Source organism: Paenibacillus dauci, assembly GCF_000971985.1.
Classification (GTDB): Bacteria; Bacillota; Bacilli; order Paenibacillales; family Paenibacillaceae; genus Saccharibacillus; species Saccharibacillus dauci.
The window spans coordinates 580,172-595,577 of the sequence record NZ_KQ040798.1 but is presented as its reverse complement, the minus strand read 5'-3'; the positions used below and the strand labels follow the sequence as shown (position 1 = coordinate 595,577).

17 protein-coding genes and 1 pseudogene are annotated in these 15,406 nt (G+C 41.2%); all 18 read left to right on the top strand.

The genetic code is table 11. The features are described from left to right. Positions 1 to 10 precede the first annotated feature (10 nt). The 18 genes and pseudogenes from WH46_RS02645 (at position 11) to WH46_RS02565 (ending at position 15,404) form a co-directional block, all read left to right on the top strand. The gene (locus tag WH46_RS02645; RefSeq protein WP_046225577.1) at positions 11 to 517 is read left to right on the top strand and encodes an ArpU family phage packaging/lysis transcriptional regulator; all 507 of its coding nucleotides are present in this window, start codon (positions 11 to 13) and stop codon (positions 515 to 517) included. Between the two features lie 329 nt (positions 518 to 846). Further along, positions 847 to 1,320 carry a hypothetical protein gene (locus tag WH46_RS02640; protein WP_017812820.1) on the top strand — a complete coding sequence of 158 codons (474 nt, stop codon included), beginning with the start codon at positions 847 to 849 and terminating at the stop codon, positions 1,318 to 1,320. A 324-nt stretch (positions 1,321 to 1,644) separates the two neighbouring features. Then, positions 1,645 to 2,070, top strand: coding sequence for a phage tail terminator family protein (locus tag WH46_RS02635; RefSeq protein WP_046225576.1), 426 nt, complete (start codon positions 1,645 to 1,647; stop codon positions 2,068 to 2,070). 47 nt (positions 2,071 to 2,117) lie between these two features. Further along, positions 2,118 to 2,279: a YqzN/YkzM domain-containing protein gene (locus WH46_RS23975; protein WP_017812822.1), complete on the top strand. Its 162-nt coding sequence runs from the start codon at positions 2,118 to 2,120 to the stop codon at positions 2,277 to 2,279. Further along, positions 2,280 to 3,596: a phage tail sheath family protein gene (locus WH46_RS02630; protein WP_046225575.1), complete on the top strand. Its 1,317-nt coding sequence runs from the start codon at positions 2,280 to 2,282 to the stop codon at positions 3,594 to 3,596. Position 3,597: 1 nt separating this feature from the next. Further along, positions 3,598 to 4,059, top strand: a complete 462-nt coding sequence (locus tag WH46_RS02625; RefSeq protein WP_046225574.1) for a phage tail tube protein — start codon at positions 3,598 to 3,600, stop codon at positions 4,057 to 4,059. Positions 4,060 to 4,240: 181 nt separating this feature from the next. Continuing rightward, positions 4,241 to 4,663 (top strand): phage tail assembly chaperone, encoded by a 423-nt coding sequence (locus tag WH46_RS02620; RefSeq protein ID WP_046225573.1) that lies wholly within the window; start codon positions 4,241 to 4,243, stop codon positions 4,661 to 4,663. Positions 4,664 to 4,845: 182 nt separating this feature from the next. Next, positions 4,846 to 6,777: a hypothetical protein gene (locus WH46_RS02615; RefSeq protein WP_046225572.1), complete on the top strand. Its 1,932-nt coding sequence runs from the start codon at positions 4,846 to 4,848 to the stop codon at positions 6,775 to 6,777. Position 6,778: 1 nt separating this feature from the next. Further along, on the top strand, positions 6,779 to 7,534 hold the full coding sequence (locus WH46_RS02610) for a LysM peptidoglycan-binding domain-containing protein (protein ID WP_046225571.1): 756 nt from the start codon (positions 6,779 to 6,781) through the stop codon (positions 7,532 to 7,534). Further along, positions 7,531 to 8,496 (top strand): XkdQ/YqbQ family protein, encoded by a 966-nt coding sequence (locus WH46_RS02605; protein WP_046225570.1) that lies wholly within the window; start codon positions 7,531 to 7,533, stop codon positions 8,494 to 8,496. The genes WH46_RS02610 and WH46_RS02605 overlap by 4 nt, the downstream gene beginning before the upstream one ends. Positions 8,497 to 8,498: 2 nt before the next feature. Continuing rightward, positions 8,499 to 8,786: a DUF2577 domain-containing protein gene (locus WH46_RS02600; protein ID WP_017812829.1), complete on the top strand. Its 288-nt coding sequence runs from the start codon at positions 8,499 to 8,501 to the stop codon at positions 8,784 to 8,786. Next, complete coding sequence (locus WH46_RS02595) at positions 8,783 to 9,193, top strand: DUF2634 domain-containing protein (protein ID WP_017812830.1); 411 nt, start codon at positions 8,783 to 8,785, stop codon at positions 9,191 to 9,193. Before WH46_RS02600 ends, WH46_RS02595 begins: the two co-directional genes overlap by 4 nt. A 4-nt stretch (positions 9,194 to 9,197) precedes the next feature. Next, on the top strand, positions 9,198 to 10,277 hold the full coding sequence (locus WH46_RS02590; RefSeq protein WP_046225569.1) for a baseplate J/gp47 family protein: 1,080 nt from the start codon (positions 9,198 to 9,200) through the stop codon (positions 10,275 to 10,277). Further along, entirely contained in the window at positions 10,270 to 10,857 is a 588-nt protein-coding gene (locus tag WH46_RS02585) for a putative phage tail protein (RefSeq protein WP_046225568.1), read from the top strand. Before WH46_RS02590 ends, WH46_RS02585 begins: the two co-directional genes overlap by 8 nt. Then, entirely contained in the window at positions 10,854 to 11,135 is a 282-nt protein-coding gene (locus WH46_RS02580; RefSeq protein ID WP_046225567.1) for a hypothetical protein, read from the top strand. Before WH46_RS02585 ends, WH46_RS02580 begins: the two co-directional genes overlap by 4 nt. Before the next feature lie 2 nt (positions 11,136 to 11,137). Further along, entirely contained in the window at positions 11,138 to 13,330 is a 2,193-nt protein-coding gene (locus WH46_RS02575) for a hypothetical protein (RefSeq protein WP_046225566.1), read from the top strand. Positions 13,331 to 13,918: 588 nt separating this feature from the next. After that, positions 13,919 to 14,317: pseudogene (locus WH46_RS02570) on the top strand (phage holin family protein); the annotation flags it as partial. 127 nt (positions 14,318 to 14,444) lie between these two features. Then, entirely contained in the window at positions 14,445 to 15,404 is a 960-nt protein-coding gene (locus tag WH46_RS02565) for a glycoside hydrolase family 25 protein (protein WP_046225565.1), read from the top strand. Positions 15,405 to 15,406: the final 2 nt, after the last annotated feature.

The window sequence follows — 15,406 nt, the reverse complement described above, 5'->3', positions numbered from 1 at the left end:
GTGTTGTACAATGAATCCAATGATTTCCCTGCCTGAGCTGGACCGTCGTCAGACCCGTGCTGCAGTAGAAGCAGTTTTCGAGAAATACCGTATCTACAAAACGATTACATTTGAGATGAGAGAGACATCACTTACAGCTTCATATGAAGCAAGAATGCATGGGCCGACCCATGTGACCGGAGATCCGACAGCAGGAGCAGCTATTTATAATGTAGATACTCCGGCAGCGCGTCGGGCCTATTGTGAACGGATAGAAGCGATTGTGGAACGACTGGGTGAACGTGAGCAGCTGCTTGTACGGGAACGTTATCTCAAGCACGATGATATTTTCGATTATAAAGTATACAGCTATCTGTTTGATCCACCGATCAGTAAAGACACCTACGTCAAAATCCGTGCCCGTGCTTTTTACAAAATGGCACTGGCGCTGGCGGATACCGGGATGATCCGGCTGGATGAACTGATGCCGCAAAAGAAACGGGTTCGCCGGACGGATGCTGCGTGCACTACTTCATGATCGGTAAGACGGAATACGTACTTTATTAATAATGAGAAAACAGTATTCACGAGCAAGCTGTCCGCCGAGACGGGCAGCTTTTTTTTGCTTGCTGATTCGCTTGAGGGTTTCACAGGTAATTCATAATGACAGGTTAAGATCGCCTAACAAGCAGAAAACAACAGAAGATGATAATATATAGTATATGCTGCTGTTTTTATGTTATTTTATGGTAAAATAGTAGGTGTTTATAATACTGCGGATAATCGCTATACATAGACGATCAGACAGCTATCCAGCCACTGCAGGCGATCATCCCATATATGTTAATGGACAGGAGCTCTGATTTTGTGAAAAGGGAATTACGCACTGCGAGGACATCTGCCATTCCGGCAGCTGCCGACCGGTTTCGATTACAGCATGTATACAAAGCATGGTTGTTCGACAGCACAGTCGTCTCGCTGCTGGTCAGCAGCCTGAGTTCGATTTATCTTAATTTTGCACTGCAAAACTCTGTGCTCGTCTCGGAGATGGGACTGCGTTCACAGTTGATTGTTTGGATGCTGTTTCTTGTGCCGCTGTTCGGTTATTCGCTGGTGGTACTGGCACCGCTGAACCGCTGGCTGCGTCTGAATATTCGGCGTATGCCACTGCAGTTTCTTCTATTTAATGGAATCGGTATTATCGTTAGCTGGGCGATCATGATGTGGATTCCACTGCCAGGGTGGCTCAGTTCACCGGTATTGTTGTGGAGTATTCCGGTATTTGCCATGATTTCGTATCTGTTCTCCAGCGTGTTTCTCACCTCATCACCGATGGAATAACACACTATATATCTAGGTTCGGGAACACACCAAGTCTGCCTGCGGGCAGGCTTTTTTTGTGCGGAATAATCTAGCGTCTTTTTACCGCTCTTCTTCCCCCGAACTCAGCCGATAACCGTCCTTTTTTCGTCCATAGCACCGTCTCCGTTAGGAGAAATCCAGTGTAAGATTGTATTATCGGAAATCGAGAGACACGGAACACCGCAGGAATATGGATATTCCAAATAATAAGTCTTTAACCAAGCGGTGCAAAAATTCCTCATCTCGATTCCGTAAAGTATAACCGAAGGAGATGATTATTTTTCTCGGTAAAGGAGGAGAAATATGGATGCACAACAGGTGATTACCTATGTGCAATTATCACTGCACGAGAAATTCCCTTATATTCCATTTGATCGTGCAGAAAAAAAAGAGTTAAAGCAGCCACGATTGGAATATCGCCTAGTCGCAGTTGACTTCACAAGAGAACGTAGTGATCGGTTTGTACGTGTGTATACACTGGAAGTAAGATACGTACCGGCTGCCGGGCACTATGCAGATGAGCAGATCGAAGATTTGTTTGAGGCATTAGAGACTATTGGGACTGGGGAAGATCTATGTCGAGCTAGCGAATTGCGATGGGATACAGAAGATGGAGTTCCACGAATTCGGGTAAACTATCCGGTACGTACTGTTCGCTCGGCAGTTCCAGGTATACTGATGAATACAATGGATCAGCACGTATATCCTGCCTCTCATATCAGTAAATGAACACAAATTTACAAACCAGGTAAATGGTATTCAAAGGAGAGAAAACAATGGCTGAGGTATCTTACCGTAAAGAGCAATTTATGCAATCAACAAAATTTACTTCACTTGAAAAAGATGTACTATCTGCACTTCTGTCAGAAAATGAACAGTACACTATTGAACAAGCAACATCCATGCTACATCAATTTATGAATAAGGAGGCCAATTAAATGGCTGGAGGAACTTATACAACACAAAACAAAATTCGCCCTGGTGTATATATCAACTTTGTATCGGAGGGCAAACTTCCTGGAACACTGGGTGAGCGTGGTACCGCAAGTCTTGCGCTAAATCTGGATTGGGGAGCACCTAAGAAAATGCTTACTATTACCGCTGGTGATAATACCCTACAAACACTTGGCTACGATTATACTTCTCCACAGATGCTTCTGATTCGCGAAGCGCTCAAACGTGCACAAAAGCTTCTGGTATATCGTTTAAATGACGGTACACCTGCTTCTGTAAAAGTGGAGCCTCTGACAGCTACAGCTAAATATAGTGGTACGCGTGGCAATCAGTTGACCATTGTAGTGGAAGCAAATATTAATAATGAAAAACAATTCGACGTAACCACGCTGCTAGAGGGTACAGTAATCGATAAGCAGACCGTAAGTGCTGTAGAACAGTTGGTGAGTAACACCTACGTTGTCTTTAGTGGTAAGGGAACTCCTGTACCGACAGCAGGTGCCCCACTAGCTGGAGGTACAAGCGCGCTGGCCACCAATGCAGATCATACTGCATATCTGGAGCAACTTGAGGCTTTAGAGTTTCAGACAGTTGGTCTGGTTTCGGATGATGCCTCTCTAAAATCCGTATATGCTGCTTATATCAAACGCCTGCGTAGCAATGAAGGTAAAAAGGTACAGGCTGTAGTGGCCAATTATCCCAATGCTGATCATGAAGGTGTAATTAGTGTTAAAAATGGTGTTGTACTAAGTGATGGCACTGTACTGGATGCAAAGCAAAGTGTAGCCTGGGTAACAGGAGCAACTGCTGGTGCTGCAGTTAATGCTTCTTTGACCTATAGTGCTTATGATGATGCTGTAGATGTAAATGGCAAGCTGACCCATACCGAGACAGAATCAGCTTTGCGAAAAGGAGAGTTCATATTTACAGCCAGCAGTGATCGTGCTGTAGTGGAACAAGATATCAATACCTTTGTGTCTTATACACCGGATAAAGCGCGTCATTTTGCCAAAAACCGTGTGGTACGTGTACTCGACAGTATTGCTAATGATCTTAAACGTATTTTTGAATCATATTTTATTGGTAAAGTGAACAATAATACCGATGGACGCAGTTTATTCCGTTCCCAGTGTGTCGCTTATCTTACAGATCTACAAAATATTGGAGCGGTGCAGAACTTTGATGCTCAAGCTGATATCAGTGTGACTGCAGGTAATGAAGTGGATAGTATTGTAGTGGAAGTCAATGTGCAACCAGTAGATTCCGTTGAAAAAGTATACATGAAAGTGAAGGTGGTTTAAGATGACATTTCTAAAAGCAAAAGATACCATTTCCGGTCAGGAAGGCCGCGCATTTGCAACAATTAATAATCAAGTAGAAGAAATGTTTTATATCAAAACGCTGGAAGCTACAGTAGAGAAACAAAAAGCTGAAGTGAAAACATTGGGACGCCGTGGAGTACAGCACAAAGCAACAGGCTGGTCTGGATCAGGTACCATGACTATTTTCTACATGACTTCTCGCTTCCGTCAAATGATGCTAGATTATATGAAAACTGGCGTAGACACGTACTTTGATATTGAAGTGACGAATGAAGATCCAACATCCAGCATTGGTTATCAGACTATTATTCTGCGTGATGTGAATCTGGACAGTGTCATTATGGCATCACTGGACACTGAATCGGATGCATTGGAAGAAGAAGTAAGCTTTACTTTTGATGGGGTAGATATTAATCAGGCCTTTGGAGCACCAGCTCAGTAATTCAATTTATTCTCATAACAACGTACTAACGTTATAAAAATGACTTATGTACCGGAGGCAAAGATCCTACAATTGGAACTATTCCGGTACATCTGTCATATGTCTAAGCAAATATGTAATAGGATATCCAAGTATATACTAAGTGAATAACTATATTTATAACTATTAGGAGGAATTATCAATGAGTGAATTAAGTCTATTTTTTGCACAAAACGTATCTTCTGACGTGGTAGAGGAATTTGTAGTATCTGCACGCTTCAAAGATGCAGATGGTAACCCTGTCAGCTGGAAGCTTCGCAGTATGAATGAGGACGAAAATCAGGAATGTCGTAAAGCAGCTACTCGTAAAGTCAAAGGAAAGAATGGCATGTATACACCGGAGATTGAGCCAAACGAATATATGGCTAAATTGATTAGTGCCAGCGTAGTATATCCAGATCTAAAAAATGCAGAACTTCAAAAATCTTATGGTGTGATGGGAGCGGAGTCACTATTACGCAAGATGTTGTTGCCTGGTGAGTTTGCTGCTTTAGGTGAACGAGTACAGGAATTGAATGGCTTTAATCGAGATATGAATGAATTGGTAAATGACGTAAAAAACTAATTAGTGGGGGCGATAGTGAAGCTAATTTTGCTTACTACGCCCTCCATGAATTGCATATTCTTCCGCAGGATCTTATGCAAATGTCTGATCATGAACGTGCCGCCATTTATGCTATGATTGCTGTTCGAGTAGAGGCAGAAAAGCAGTCACAACGGAAGAGGACAAGAAAGGGGTGAATACTTATGCCAGCTGCCGGTTTTCTAGCAGCATTGGAAAGCGCAGGTGCCGTTCTTGGTCTATTCAACAGCATCCAAGAACTAATTGATAAGATATCAGAGAAATTCAGTCAATTCATTGAGAAAGTTAAAAAATCCATACAAATGATATATGAAAGCCTAAAATCGATTGCAGAAATGACACTAATGCCTGCGATGCAACAGCAATCCTTAAAAGACTTAATTATTGTAAATTCGGGTGGAAATAATAAAGGGAATAAAATATTCGATTCTTTTAAAGCAGAAGCGTTAAGAACGGGACAGGATGTACAAGAATATTTGAAGGGTGGTATTAGTCTTTTTTCAATCACAGATGAACAGGATAAACTTGAGAAATTGACAGACTATGCTAATCGCTTGAGTATACTATCTCCAGATCACAAAAGTATGAGCGAAAGTGTAGATTCCCTTATTAAAGCTTACTCTGGGGATTCCTCTGGACTTGCTTCAAACTTTGGCATTTCTCAAGGTGTTATTGACCAGTCAGGTATTAAAGAAAAAGCTTCCCAAGGAGACTTGGGTGGCTTCATTGCTTCACTCGAACAAATCATGAATCAATCTGGGAAAACAAAAGCTGCACTTGACCATATGGTAGATACTCCTTTGAACGAATGGAATACATTAGTAAACAATTTTAAGAATAGTTTAAGTCAAATGGGAGAAGGTGCCATGGGCACATTGTTGCCACTGTTAAAAAAATTAAATGAGGCTTTTGCTAGTGGGAAATTTGATCCATTTATTAAGCAGGTGGGTAGTGTATTGAGTGTTCTGGCTGGGGTAGTCAGAATATTAGTAGAAGGTTTTCTAAAATTGATTAACTTCGTACAGGAGAATTGGTCAATTATTAAACCTATTTTGATAGCTATTGCGACGGTCTTTTTGGTTACCATTATTTCGCAATTAATTATGATAGGAGCTTTATTGTTTTTACTAAATCTCCCCTTAATATTGGTAATTGGACTTATAGCTGTCGTCATAATGTATCTAAGCATGATTGGTATCACCGGTGAAGATGTGCTTGGTTATCTAATAGGTAGTTTTCTTGTGTTTTTTGGTACTATATTAAACTTTTTTATTATGTTATATAATCATTTCGCTACTTTATATGAATTCTTAGCTAATTTATTTATTGATCCTAAATACGCTTTTGATCAATTTGTATACTCTACAAAAGTTGGTTTTTTGGGATTGATGTACAGGCTCACAAGGGCTGCCGAAGATTTTGCTATCGGTTTTGCAAGTGCTATCAATCAGGCTATAAAGCCAGTCGCTGATTATTATAATTCGATGTTGCCTTTGATCAATCAATTTCATAATTCAGGATTACAAGAAATTCATATCTCTACAGACGAAGAAATCAAAGCAAATGGGCACACATTTAGTAATGAAATTAAAAAGCAAATGGACTCTATCCCAGAGCCAACCTCTGATAAAAATGTAGTTTCATTACCGCGAAAAGATTACTATGATACAACAAAGCTGATGGCAATGGGACCTGAAATAGCTGGTTGGCTCAGTGGCGCATTTAACTTTATGGGAAATAGTTTTTTGGGCGATGGTAGAGAGTATCCACCTAAAAAAGGTGATAAAGGTAATGCGGCAACAAATGACTATTTAAATCATTATCTTCCCAATATGCCTAGTGATATTAATAATGTAAAAAATGTTGATAAAATTCGCGGCATTCAAGATCCAGTCGATATTTCCAGTGAAGATATAAAATTGCTACGTGATTTAGCTGAACTGCAAGCAATTCAACATTTTGTGAGTTTGACCCCAACGGTACAAGTGACAACAGGCGATATTAATAATGGTGCGGATCTTGATACTATTGTTAGTCGTATCGGACAGAAACTAGAAGAAGAATTTGTCTCCACTGCGCAGGGGGTGTATATGTGATATGGAAGAGTACGGATTCTTTTTAACTTATAATAACCAGGATGAAGTCGTTCGTTTACCAGTCAATCCTGAAAAAATTGAAATTAACAGTAGCGGAGACGGAAAGAACTACACCATTATTGGGCTTGGGGAAATTAATTCAATTCAGCCGAATAAGCTGCGTGAAATTACACTGGAGAGCTTTTTTCCGGGTCAACGATACCCGTTCGTTGTTGGTAGGGAATTGCAAACGCCATATTATTATGTAGAGATGATTCAAAAATGGATGGAGACTAAGCGTCCCATCCGATTTGTTTTTTCTTCCTTACAACTTCCAGATTACGCTTTATACGGAAATACTTCTAAACAAGCTGTATCAGCTAAAGCCGAACGATTTACTTTAAACAGGGCATTTATGGCAATCAACATGGCAGTCAGTATCGAGAAATTCGATTGGACACTGGCGGCAGGAGAATCGGGCGACATCCAATTTAAGCTGTCCTTGAAAGAGTATGTCTTTTACCGTGCACTTAAAGTCAAAATTAAAAAAGACAAGGAAAAGTCTACTGTAGCCAAAAAGCGTACTGATACTAAAGAAACTCCTAAAACCTATAAATTGGTTGCTGGAGATTCGCTATGGAAGATTGCCAAAAAACAACTGGGTGATGGAAGTCGTTATAAAGAAATTCAAAAGCTTAACAATATTAAAGATAGTGAGCTGCGTAATCTGCCAATTGGAATGGTGATCAAGCTGCCACAGAAAGAGGCCGCCAAATGATTCAGCTCCATATTGATAATAAGCAAGGCAGTCTCTGGGATATCTCTGGCATTGCCTCTGATATTACCTGGAAGACCAGCCGGATAGGCAAGCCAGCTTCATTGGAATTTACGTTGGTTAGTGATGGTCTATACCAGAAAAAAGACTTTGATGTACAAAATGGGTATGTGGTTCGCTTCATCTACAATGGAGCGAACCTTTTTTATGGCTATATTTTTACTGTGAGTACTGGTACAGATAAACAGATAAAGATAACTGCTTATGATCAGGTACGCTACTTGCTGGGTAATGACACCTTTGTTTTTATCAATGTAACTGCAGATGAGGTAATCCAGCAAATCGCAATTAAAAATAAATTAAAGCTGGGAAAACTGGATAAAGGTAAATACACCATTCCGTCACTGATTGAAGATAATAAAAAGCTGCTAGATATTATCATGGGTGCTCTAGACCATACACTGGCGTATAAATCACAACTCATGGTCTTTTATGATGATTTCGGGAAGCTCAGATTACAGGATATTCGAAGTATGAAACCCTCTGTTATCTTGGGACAAGGCCATTATTTGTATGATTATTCTATCAAAAAAAGTATTGACTCAGAAACGTATAATCAGATCAAATTCTACCGTGACAATAAAGATACCGGACATCGAGATATTTTTATAAAAAAAGATTCCAATAATATAGGAGCATGGGGATTATTGCAAAAATACGAAAAAGCAGAGGATAACTGGAATATAGCTCAAATTGAAGAAGCACTCTCACTCAACCTGAAGCTGTATAATCGCGAACAGGTTACCCTATCTGTAGATGCAATTGGTGATGTCAACGTGCGTGCAGGACAATTTGCTTATATTTTACTTGATGAATTTGAAGTACAGGTTTATCTGGTAGAAGAATGCAGTCACAAATTTTCAGGGACAGATCATACCATGTCCCTAGATGTGAAGGTGGTGTAAATATGCTTGATGTTATTCGTAAGGCGAGTCTGGGAGCAGTATCTAACGCAAATCCTATGGCAGTGATGTATGGAACTGTATTAAATAATCAGCCGCTGGAAATTAATATTGATCAGCGGTTTACCCTTCCGGCTGCGGTATTGGTTATACCAGAAACGATCAGCAAGCTGACTAAGGAGCAAAATGGAACGCTGACGACCGGATTACAGATTGGCGATAGAGTATTGCTGCTTCGTGTCCAAGGCGGTCAAAGCTATGTTGTGCTGGATCGGCTGGTGAATAGCCTATGATTCCGACGGGGCTGCAATTACAACCGGATCAGGACATTGATACAACAAATCTGATTATGTCTGGATTAACGTACAAGGTGGATTGGGAACGTGGAACTATTGCCGGTACAATAGATGGCCTGGATTCTTTACGGCAGGCTGTATTGAAAATCCTTACGACAGAGCGTTATCGGCACCTGATTTATAGCAATGATTATGGTACGGAATATAAAGAGATTCTTGGCAAAGATCAACTATATGTACGCGCGGAAATTCGGAGAATGATCACGGAAGCTCTTCTGCAGGATGATCGGATTGAGCAAATTAACGATTTTCTTACAATATGGAATTCAGGGGATGACATCCGGGTGAGTTTTACGGTGCAAACCATATATGGTTCGTTTCAGATTAACGAGGAGGTGAGCTGAATTCATGTATGAGGCACAAACGTATGAAGTTTTACTGGAGCGTATGCTAGACCGTGTAGCGGACCAAATGGATAAACGAGAGGGTAGTATCATCTATGATGCCTTAGCACCAGCGGCATTGGAGCTGGCTCAAATGTACGCTGAACTGGATATTCAGCTAAATCTTTCTTTTGCAGATACAGCGACAGGCGAATACCTGGAACGTCGTACCGCTGAGTATGGCATTCAAAGGGAGCCGGCTACTTATGCTGTTCGTAAAGGGATTTTTTATAAAGGAGACGGCACACGTACGGAAGTACCTATTGGCAGCCGACTCGCCAGCGGAGAGTTGATTTATAGTGTGACTTCACGTCTAAGTGCCGGTGAGTATGCATTGACCTGCGAAACCGCAGGGGAGATTGGTAATACGACAGCCGGAGCTTTGCTACCGCTGGATTATATCGCCGGGCTGGCTGTAGCTGAATTGAATATTGTACTTGTACCTGGAGAAGATGCCGAAGATGATGAGACATTAAGATCCAGATATTTACAGGCCATTAATGAACAACCATTTGGCGGTAATATCTCAGATTACAAGCAAACCATCAATGAGATAGAGGGAGTTAGCGGAGTCAAAGTATTTCCGGTCTGGAAAGGAGGAGGAACGGTCAAATGTACCATTATTGCCAGTAATGGACGTCGCCCTTCAACGGAGCTGATTAATCGTGTACAAACAGCTATTGATCCGGTGGTAAATAGTGGAGAAGGTATAGGCCTTGCTCCAATTGGACATCGGGTCACTATTGCAGGAGTGGAAGAATTATCCATTACAGTAAGTACAAAACTTACATTGGAACCGGGTGTTACTGTAGGGCAGGTGAAACTGGATGTCAATGATACACTGGCAGCATATGTGAAAGAACTGACAGCTAAATGGAAAGATCAAGAGCAGATTATTATTCGTATTAGCCAGCTGGATGCTCGTATTGTAGGTATTAAAGGGGTTGCAGATGTCACAGATACAATGGTGAATGGTAAGCCGGTAAATCTAATGTTGGGAACTGAACAGATTGCCGTATGGGGAGGAGTAGGTACCCTTGAATAACCGACTAATGCAGTATGAGCCAGAATATTACCATTCCATACGAGAATTTATTGCTTTGTTAAATACAGAAGAGATCGAGTTGGATCAGCTTGAAGCTAATCGCTTGAAGTTACTGGCGGACCAGTTTGTTATGACGTCTAGCGAAATATCATTGCGTCGTAGGGAGCAACAATTGCAAATCCAGGCAGACCCAACAATCGAAACGCTGGATTTTCGTCGCCGTCGGATTGTGAACCGCTATACAACCAAGCCGCCCTTTACTATTCGTTATTTACAACAGAAGTTAGATCAGCTATTGGGGGCAGGCAAAGCAAATGCAACCGTAGATATCCAAAATTTTGCACTAACGGTTATGGCCAATCTGACAGATGCTTCAATATTCAAAGAAGTGAATTACACAGTGCAGACGATTAAACCGGCTAATATGACTTATGTACAGCAAACATCATTACGTGAGTCTATTATGCTTCGCGAAACGGCATATCGTTACAGCACTGAACGTAATACCAGATTGTCTACCCGCTGGAAGCTCGGAAGCACACCATTTACTATGCTGGGAGAGGAGATCAGAATCCTATGATTCAGAATAGTTATCTACAGGAAATAGCTGATTATACCAACCAACGTATAGCCAAAGTAACCCTGAATGGCAATTACGATATCAATCAATTTAGAATCAAACAAGTGACAACTGAAATAGTAGAGCTGGAATATTTGATTCCAGCAGCGGATCTCTCATCGGTGACCCAGTTAGAATTACGTTCTGCCAGTAATGAAGTTATCAGCAGTAGCGAAGTGTTTATTCCTGTTGTTGCAGATACAGTTGTTAAACAATATGTAGAAGTGAAGGGGGCGTAAGTATGGATTATCGGGCAAAAACGGATTGGAACTATAACGATACCGTAACTGAACAGGATATGAACCGTATTGAGGCAGGACTCGGAGATCTGCACGAACGATTGGATACAGAACTACGGCAAGAAATTGTATTACAGCCTGGAATGCAGACAATAACAACTAAACGCGATACACCATTTCGACTTTCTGGACTGACAGGGCGCATGCTTTTAAATCTGGAGGCACGGACATGGGGGCAGAATAAAAGCCTCAGTGGATTAGCTGGTTTTCAATCAACAATTACACTGGATAACAATAAAAGTGTAGTTGGTGGAGGTTCAGTAAAAATCACAGCAACTACTGCCAATACCATTGCAGATGCAGTTTCAACCAAACCATATTCATTAAAAGCTGGAAAAAAATACGTGGCTGTAGGTCATATCTATAATGAATCGGCGAAAAGTGTACTACTAGCGCTGCAGGGAACGGCTGTAAGTACTCCTTTTTTTACTGATAAAGGTAAATGGGTTACTGTTTTCATGAAATATGCACCCAGCGTAGATGTAAGCAGTACACAAATTGTTGCCAGACTTAATGCGGCTGCATCAGGTAATGTAGCTTATGCTGATGGACTTAGAATGTATGAAATTTCGGATACGGAATATACTGCTCTTGATAAAATGACGACAGAACAGGTTGCTATGAAATATCCTTATACGGAAGGTTTTGCAGGAATACGTAACCCTTATGCAATACGTTGGACAAGTGTAGCTCAAAAAGAAGTAGCCGCATTTTTAGCGTTTGATACGGAATTAATAGCCTCGCCAGTGATTGCTAATGAAACAGATTGTGACACACTATTTGTAGGATCGGACAGACAGTATTATAAAAACACTGTTTGGCGGAAGCGCACCTTATCTGGTGATTTAAATTGGATAATTAGTGCTAGTTTATCAGGTTTTAAAGAAATTAAAATTGTCGGATATGAATCTTATTCACCTGGTGCTGTTATTCCAATGAAATTTGATGGAAGCATTATGCCGAATACTGTTTCTAATAAAGCAGATGTAGCTTCCTTCGATAGTACAGGTACTTTGTATTTAACAATCTCATCAACTGATAGTGGTTGGGCAGATGGATACTCACCGACTACAGATGAATTAAAAGCATATATGTATGGTTGGAAAATGTATGATGGATCTACGAATGCTAATGATGGTCTCGGTGTATATTCTCGTACGGACGGATTGAACAAGCGTTGGACCCCACTTGCTAGTTTTAATGGTAGAGATTATAGCGGCAATGTGTCTACTGTACCTTTAGGTAGACCTGAGCTTTTAATTTCTGGGGGATACCGTATATCTCGTCCAACAACTGATTATATGATTATTTATCATTTATCAACGCCAGCTATTGAATGTTTAACTTTTGAAGGCCAATTAAGTTTTATAGAAGGAGACAACACTATTGAAATCGGATCCGGTATAGTTTTAAGGGAACGAGCTAATCCCTATCGTGATCAAGTAGCTTGGAATATAAATAACGGTTCTCCATCGAGTATAGGCATTGGCTATAACAATTCCTTAACTAAGCAAAGAATAGATAAATTTATTGCTATTTATAAAGATAATAAAAACGATAAATGGACCTTATATCCAAATACTGTAACTTATGCGGGGGCGTTAGCTCAGCAGTCTTTTGAAAATTATGATATTAATGCGTCTTATTCAGTAACCTATGTTCCTTTAGATAAATATCCGGTTAGTTCCTTCATAGGCAGTTATTTTTATAACGAAAAATCTATACTCTCTGAGCTGATACAGAGTGTAGAGCAAATTTCTCATCGTGTATCAATAGTAGAGAATGAAAAAGCTGATAAAGATCAAACTCCATGGCTTTATCCTACTCTTTTAAATGGGTGGGCTGCGCTTAATTCTGATACCGTAGTACGATATAGAAAAACTTCTGATGGTTTAGTTATTGTACAAGGACTTGTGTCTGGAGGTTCTAGCTTAGGACAAACAACAGTGTTTCGCCTTCCTCCAGGATATAAACCTAAAAGAACAATTCAACCACTGACTTATTATAGAGATAATACAGGCTTAAGACCAACTAATTTGGATATATATCCAGATGGAGCAGTTAAGTTGGAAGGCAGTGGCATAGCATCAAATAATATTTTAGCTCTAATATTTACATTTCCTACGGAATTATAGATTAAAGAAAGGTGATTAAAAATGAAGGATGTAACTTTTTTTGATGCTAAAGGATTTTATTTGTAATACAAATTGATTACCGATAATTAGTATTCTAGAATCCAGCCTTATTTAAATGAAGGAAAGTTGAAAACCGGTTATATAGTTGGCATTAGCATACCAGCAGGGTTGTATAACCCTCAATTAAATCTAAGTGAGCTTGAAAAAAGGTTAGCCAAAGACCAGGATACTTGCTCAGAATCTTTTAACCACAATATGATTCATGGCTTTGGTTATGAGGAGCAACAGTAGAAGAAATTGACACTCTTAATCTACTACCGGAACTTTCTGAGCCTGACAAATTTAAGCAAGAGATCACAAAACAACAAGCTAATATAGGGGACTTTATTTTATCAGGAGGTGAATCTTAATTGGCTTACCTGTAGCAGCTCTTAATGTTTACTGTATTACCATTTTTGAGACAGGCAGCCGAACTAATTACCAAAACAGTATGATCAACTGAGTGTAATGATGTCATCGTTTGAATCAGCACTGTAAAGACTCATTTTCATATTTATGTTCATGAAGTAGAGAAAGGAGCAGAAGGGGATGGGGGAGCCGTGGCCGCAAATCATCAAGGTAGTTTCGACAGCGTATGGCGCTGCTGTGGGCTACCTGTTTGGGGGTTGGGATGTGTTGATTAATTTATTATTGGTACTTGTCATTGTAGACTGGTTCTCCGGGTGGGCGGCTGCCTGGATGAGAGGCGAGTTGAAGAGTAGGGTAGGATTCAAAGGAATTATTCGCAAAGTCGCGATTTTCGTTGTTGTTGCTATAGCTCATTTCATAGATCAGGCGCTGGGAAGTCTGCATTACTTCCAGGATGCCGTGATCTTTTTTTATCTGGCGAATGAATTGCTCTCGGTTATCGAAAATGCCGGTAAAATGGGGCTGCCGATGCCTAACATTCTTCGCAACGCCGTGCATATTTTTGAATCGAAAAGTACGCCGCCGGAAAATCCGATGCTGATCGATGAAGCCCAGCCGGAAGCCGTCAAAGAAATCAAGGAAATCAAAGAAAATCAGGAACAACAGGAACGTCAGATGGATCATCATTCAAAGGAGGAGAGCGGGGATGCAGGCGAGAAGCACGCGTAATGCCCAGGGTATCGATGTATCCCACTGGCAGGGCAATATTAACTGGAATCAGGTACGTGCAGCAGGCAAACAATTTGTTTTTATCAAAGCCAGTGAAGGAACAAGCTACCGCGATGATCGGTTTATATCCAATATTCAGGGCGCCCGTGCAGCAGGAATGCTGGTGGGCGCCTATCATTTTCTGAACGCGCAAAATGCAGCCGCCGCCCGAAAAGAAGCTGCTCATTTTATTGACTGCCTGAAGAAGATAGGCGGAGCGGACAGTCTGGATCTGCCGCCGGTGATGGATTATGAGGATAATCCCGGCAAGCTTGGCCGAAGCCAGATCAACGCTGTCGCACTGGCTTTTCTGCAGGAGGTGGAGCGTCTGAGTAGCTGTCGTCCCATTGTGTACACGGGGAATGCTTTTGCAGCGCAATTTGACCGCAGTCTCGGTGAGTATGATCTATGGATCGCCCGCTACAGCGTTACTCGTGTACCGGATGATTGCACCGCTTGGCAGCAATGGGATTTCTGGCAGTACACCGACGCTGGTCAGGTCCCGGGTATTCAGGGCGGCGTAGATCTGAATGAATACCAGGGCACAATCAGTGAGCTGCAGACCCGATATGCAAAGACTCATAACAATCATCAGGGAGATGAAAAGCCCATGACCGCAGAGGAAAAGAAAGCTTTTACCGCATTGGAAGCCACCGTCAAGGCACAAAGTGACCGAATCGCGTCTCTAACCGACAGCCGGGATATGCTGAAGTCCAGTATCAGCAAAATGGATAACCGGGTTCAACAAATAGAGCACAATCGCAGTATGAAGATTCCGGAATGGGCACAGGACGCTGTTAGCAAAGCAGTAGCCGCAGGTATTGTCGATGATCCGGAAGGTGGCAGCTACGACTTTTACCGTCTGATTACTGTGCTGTATCGCAAAGGAATTATCTGAAA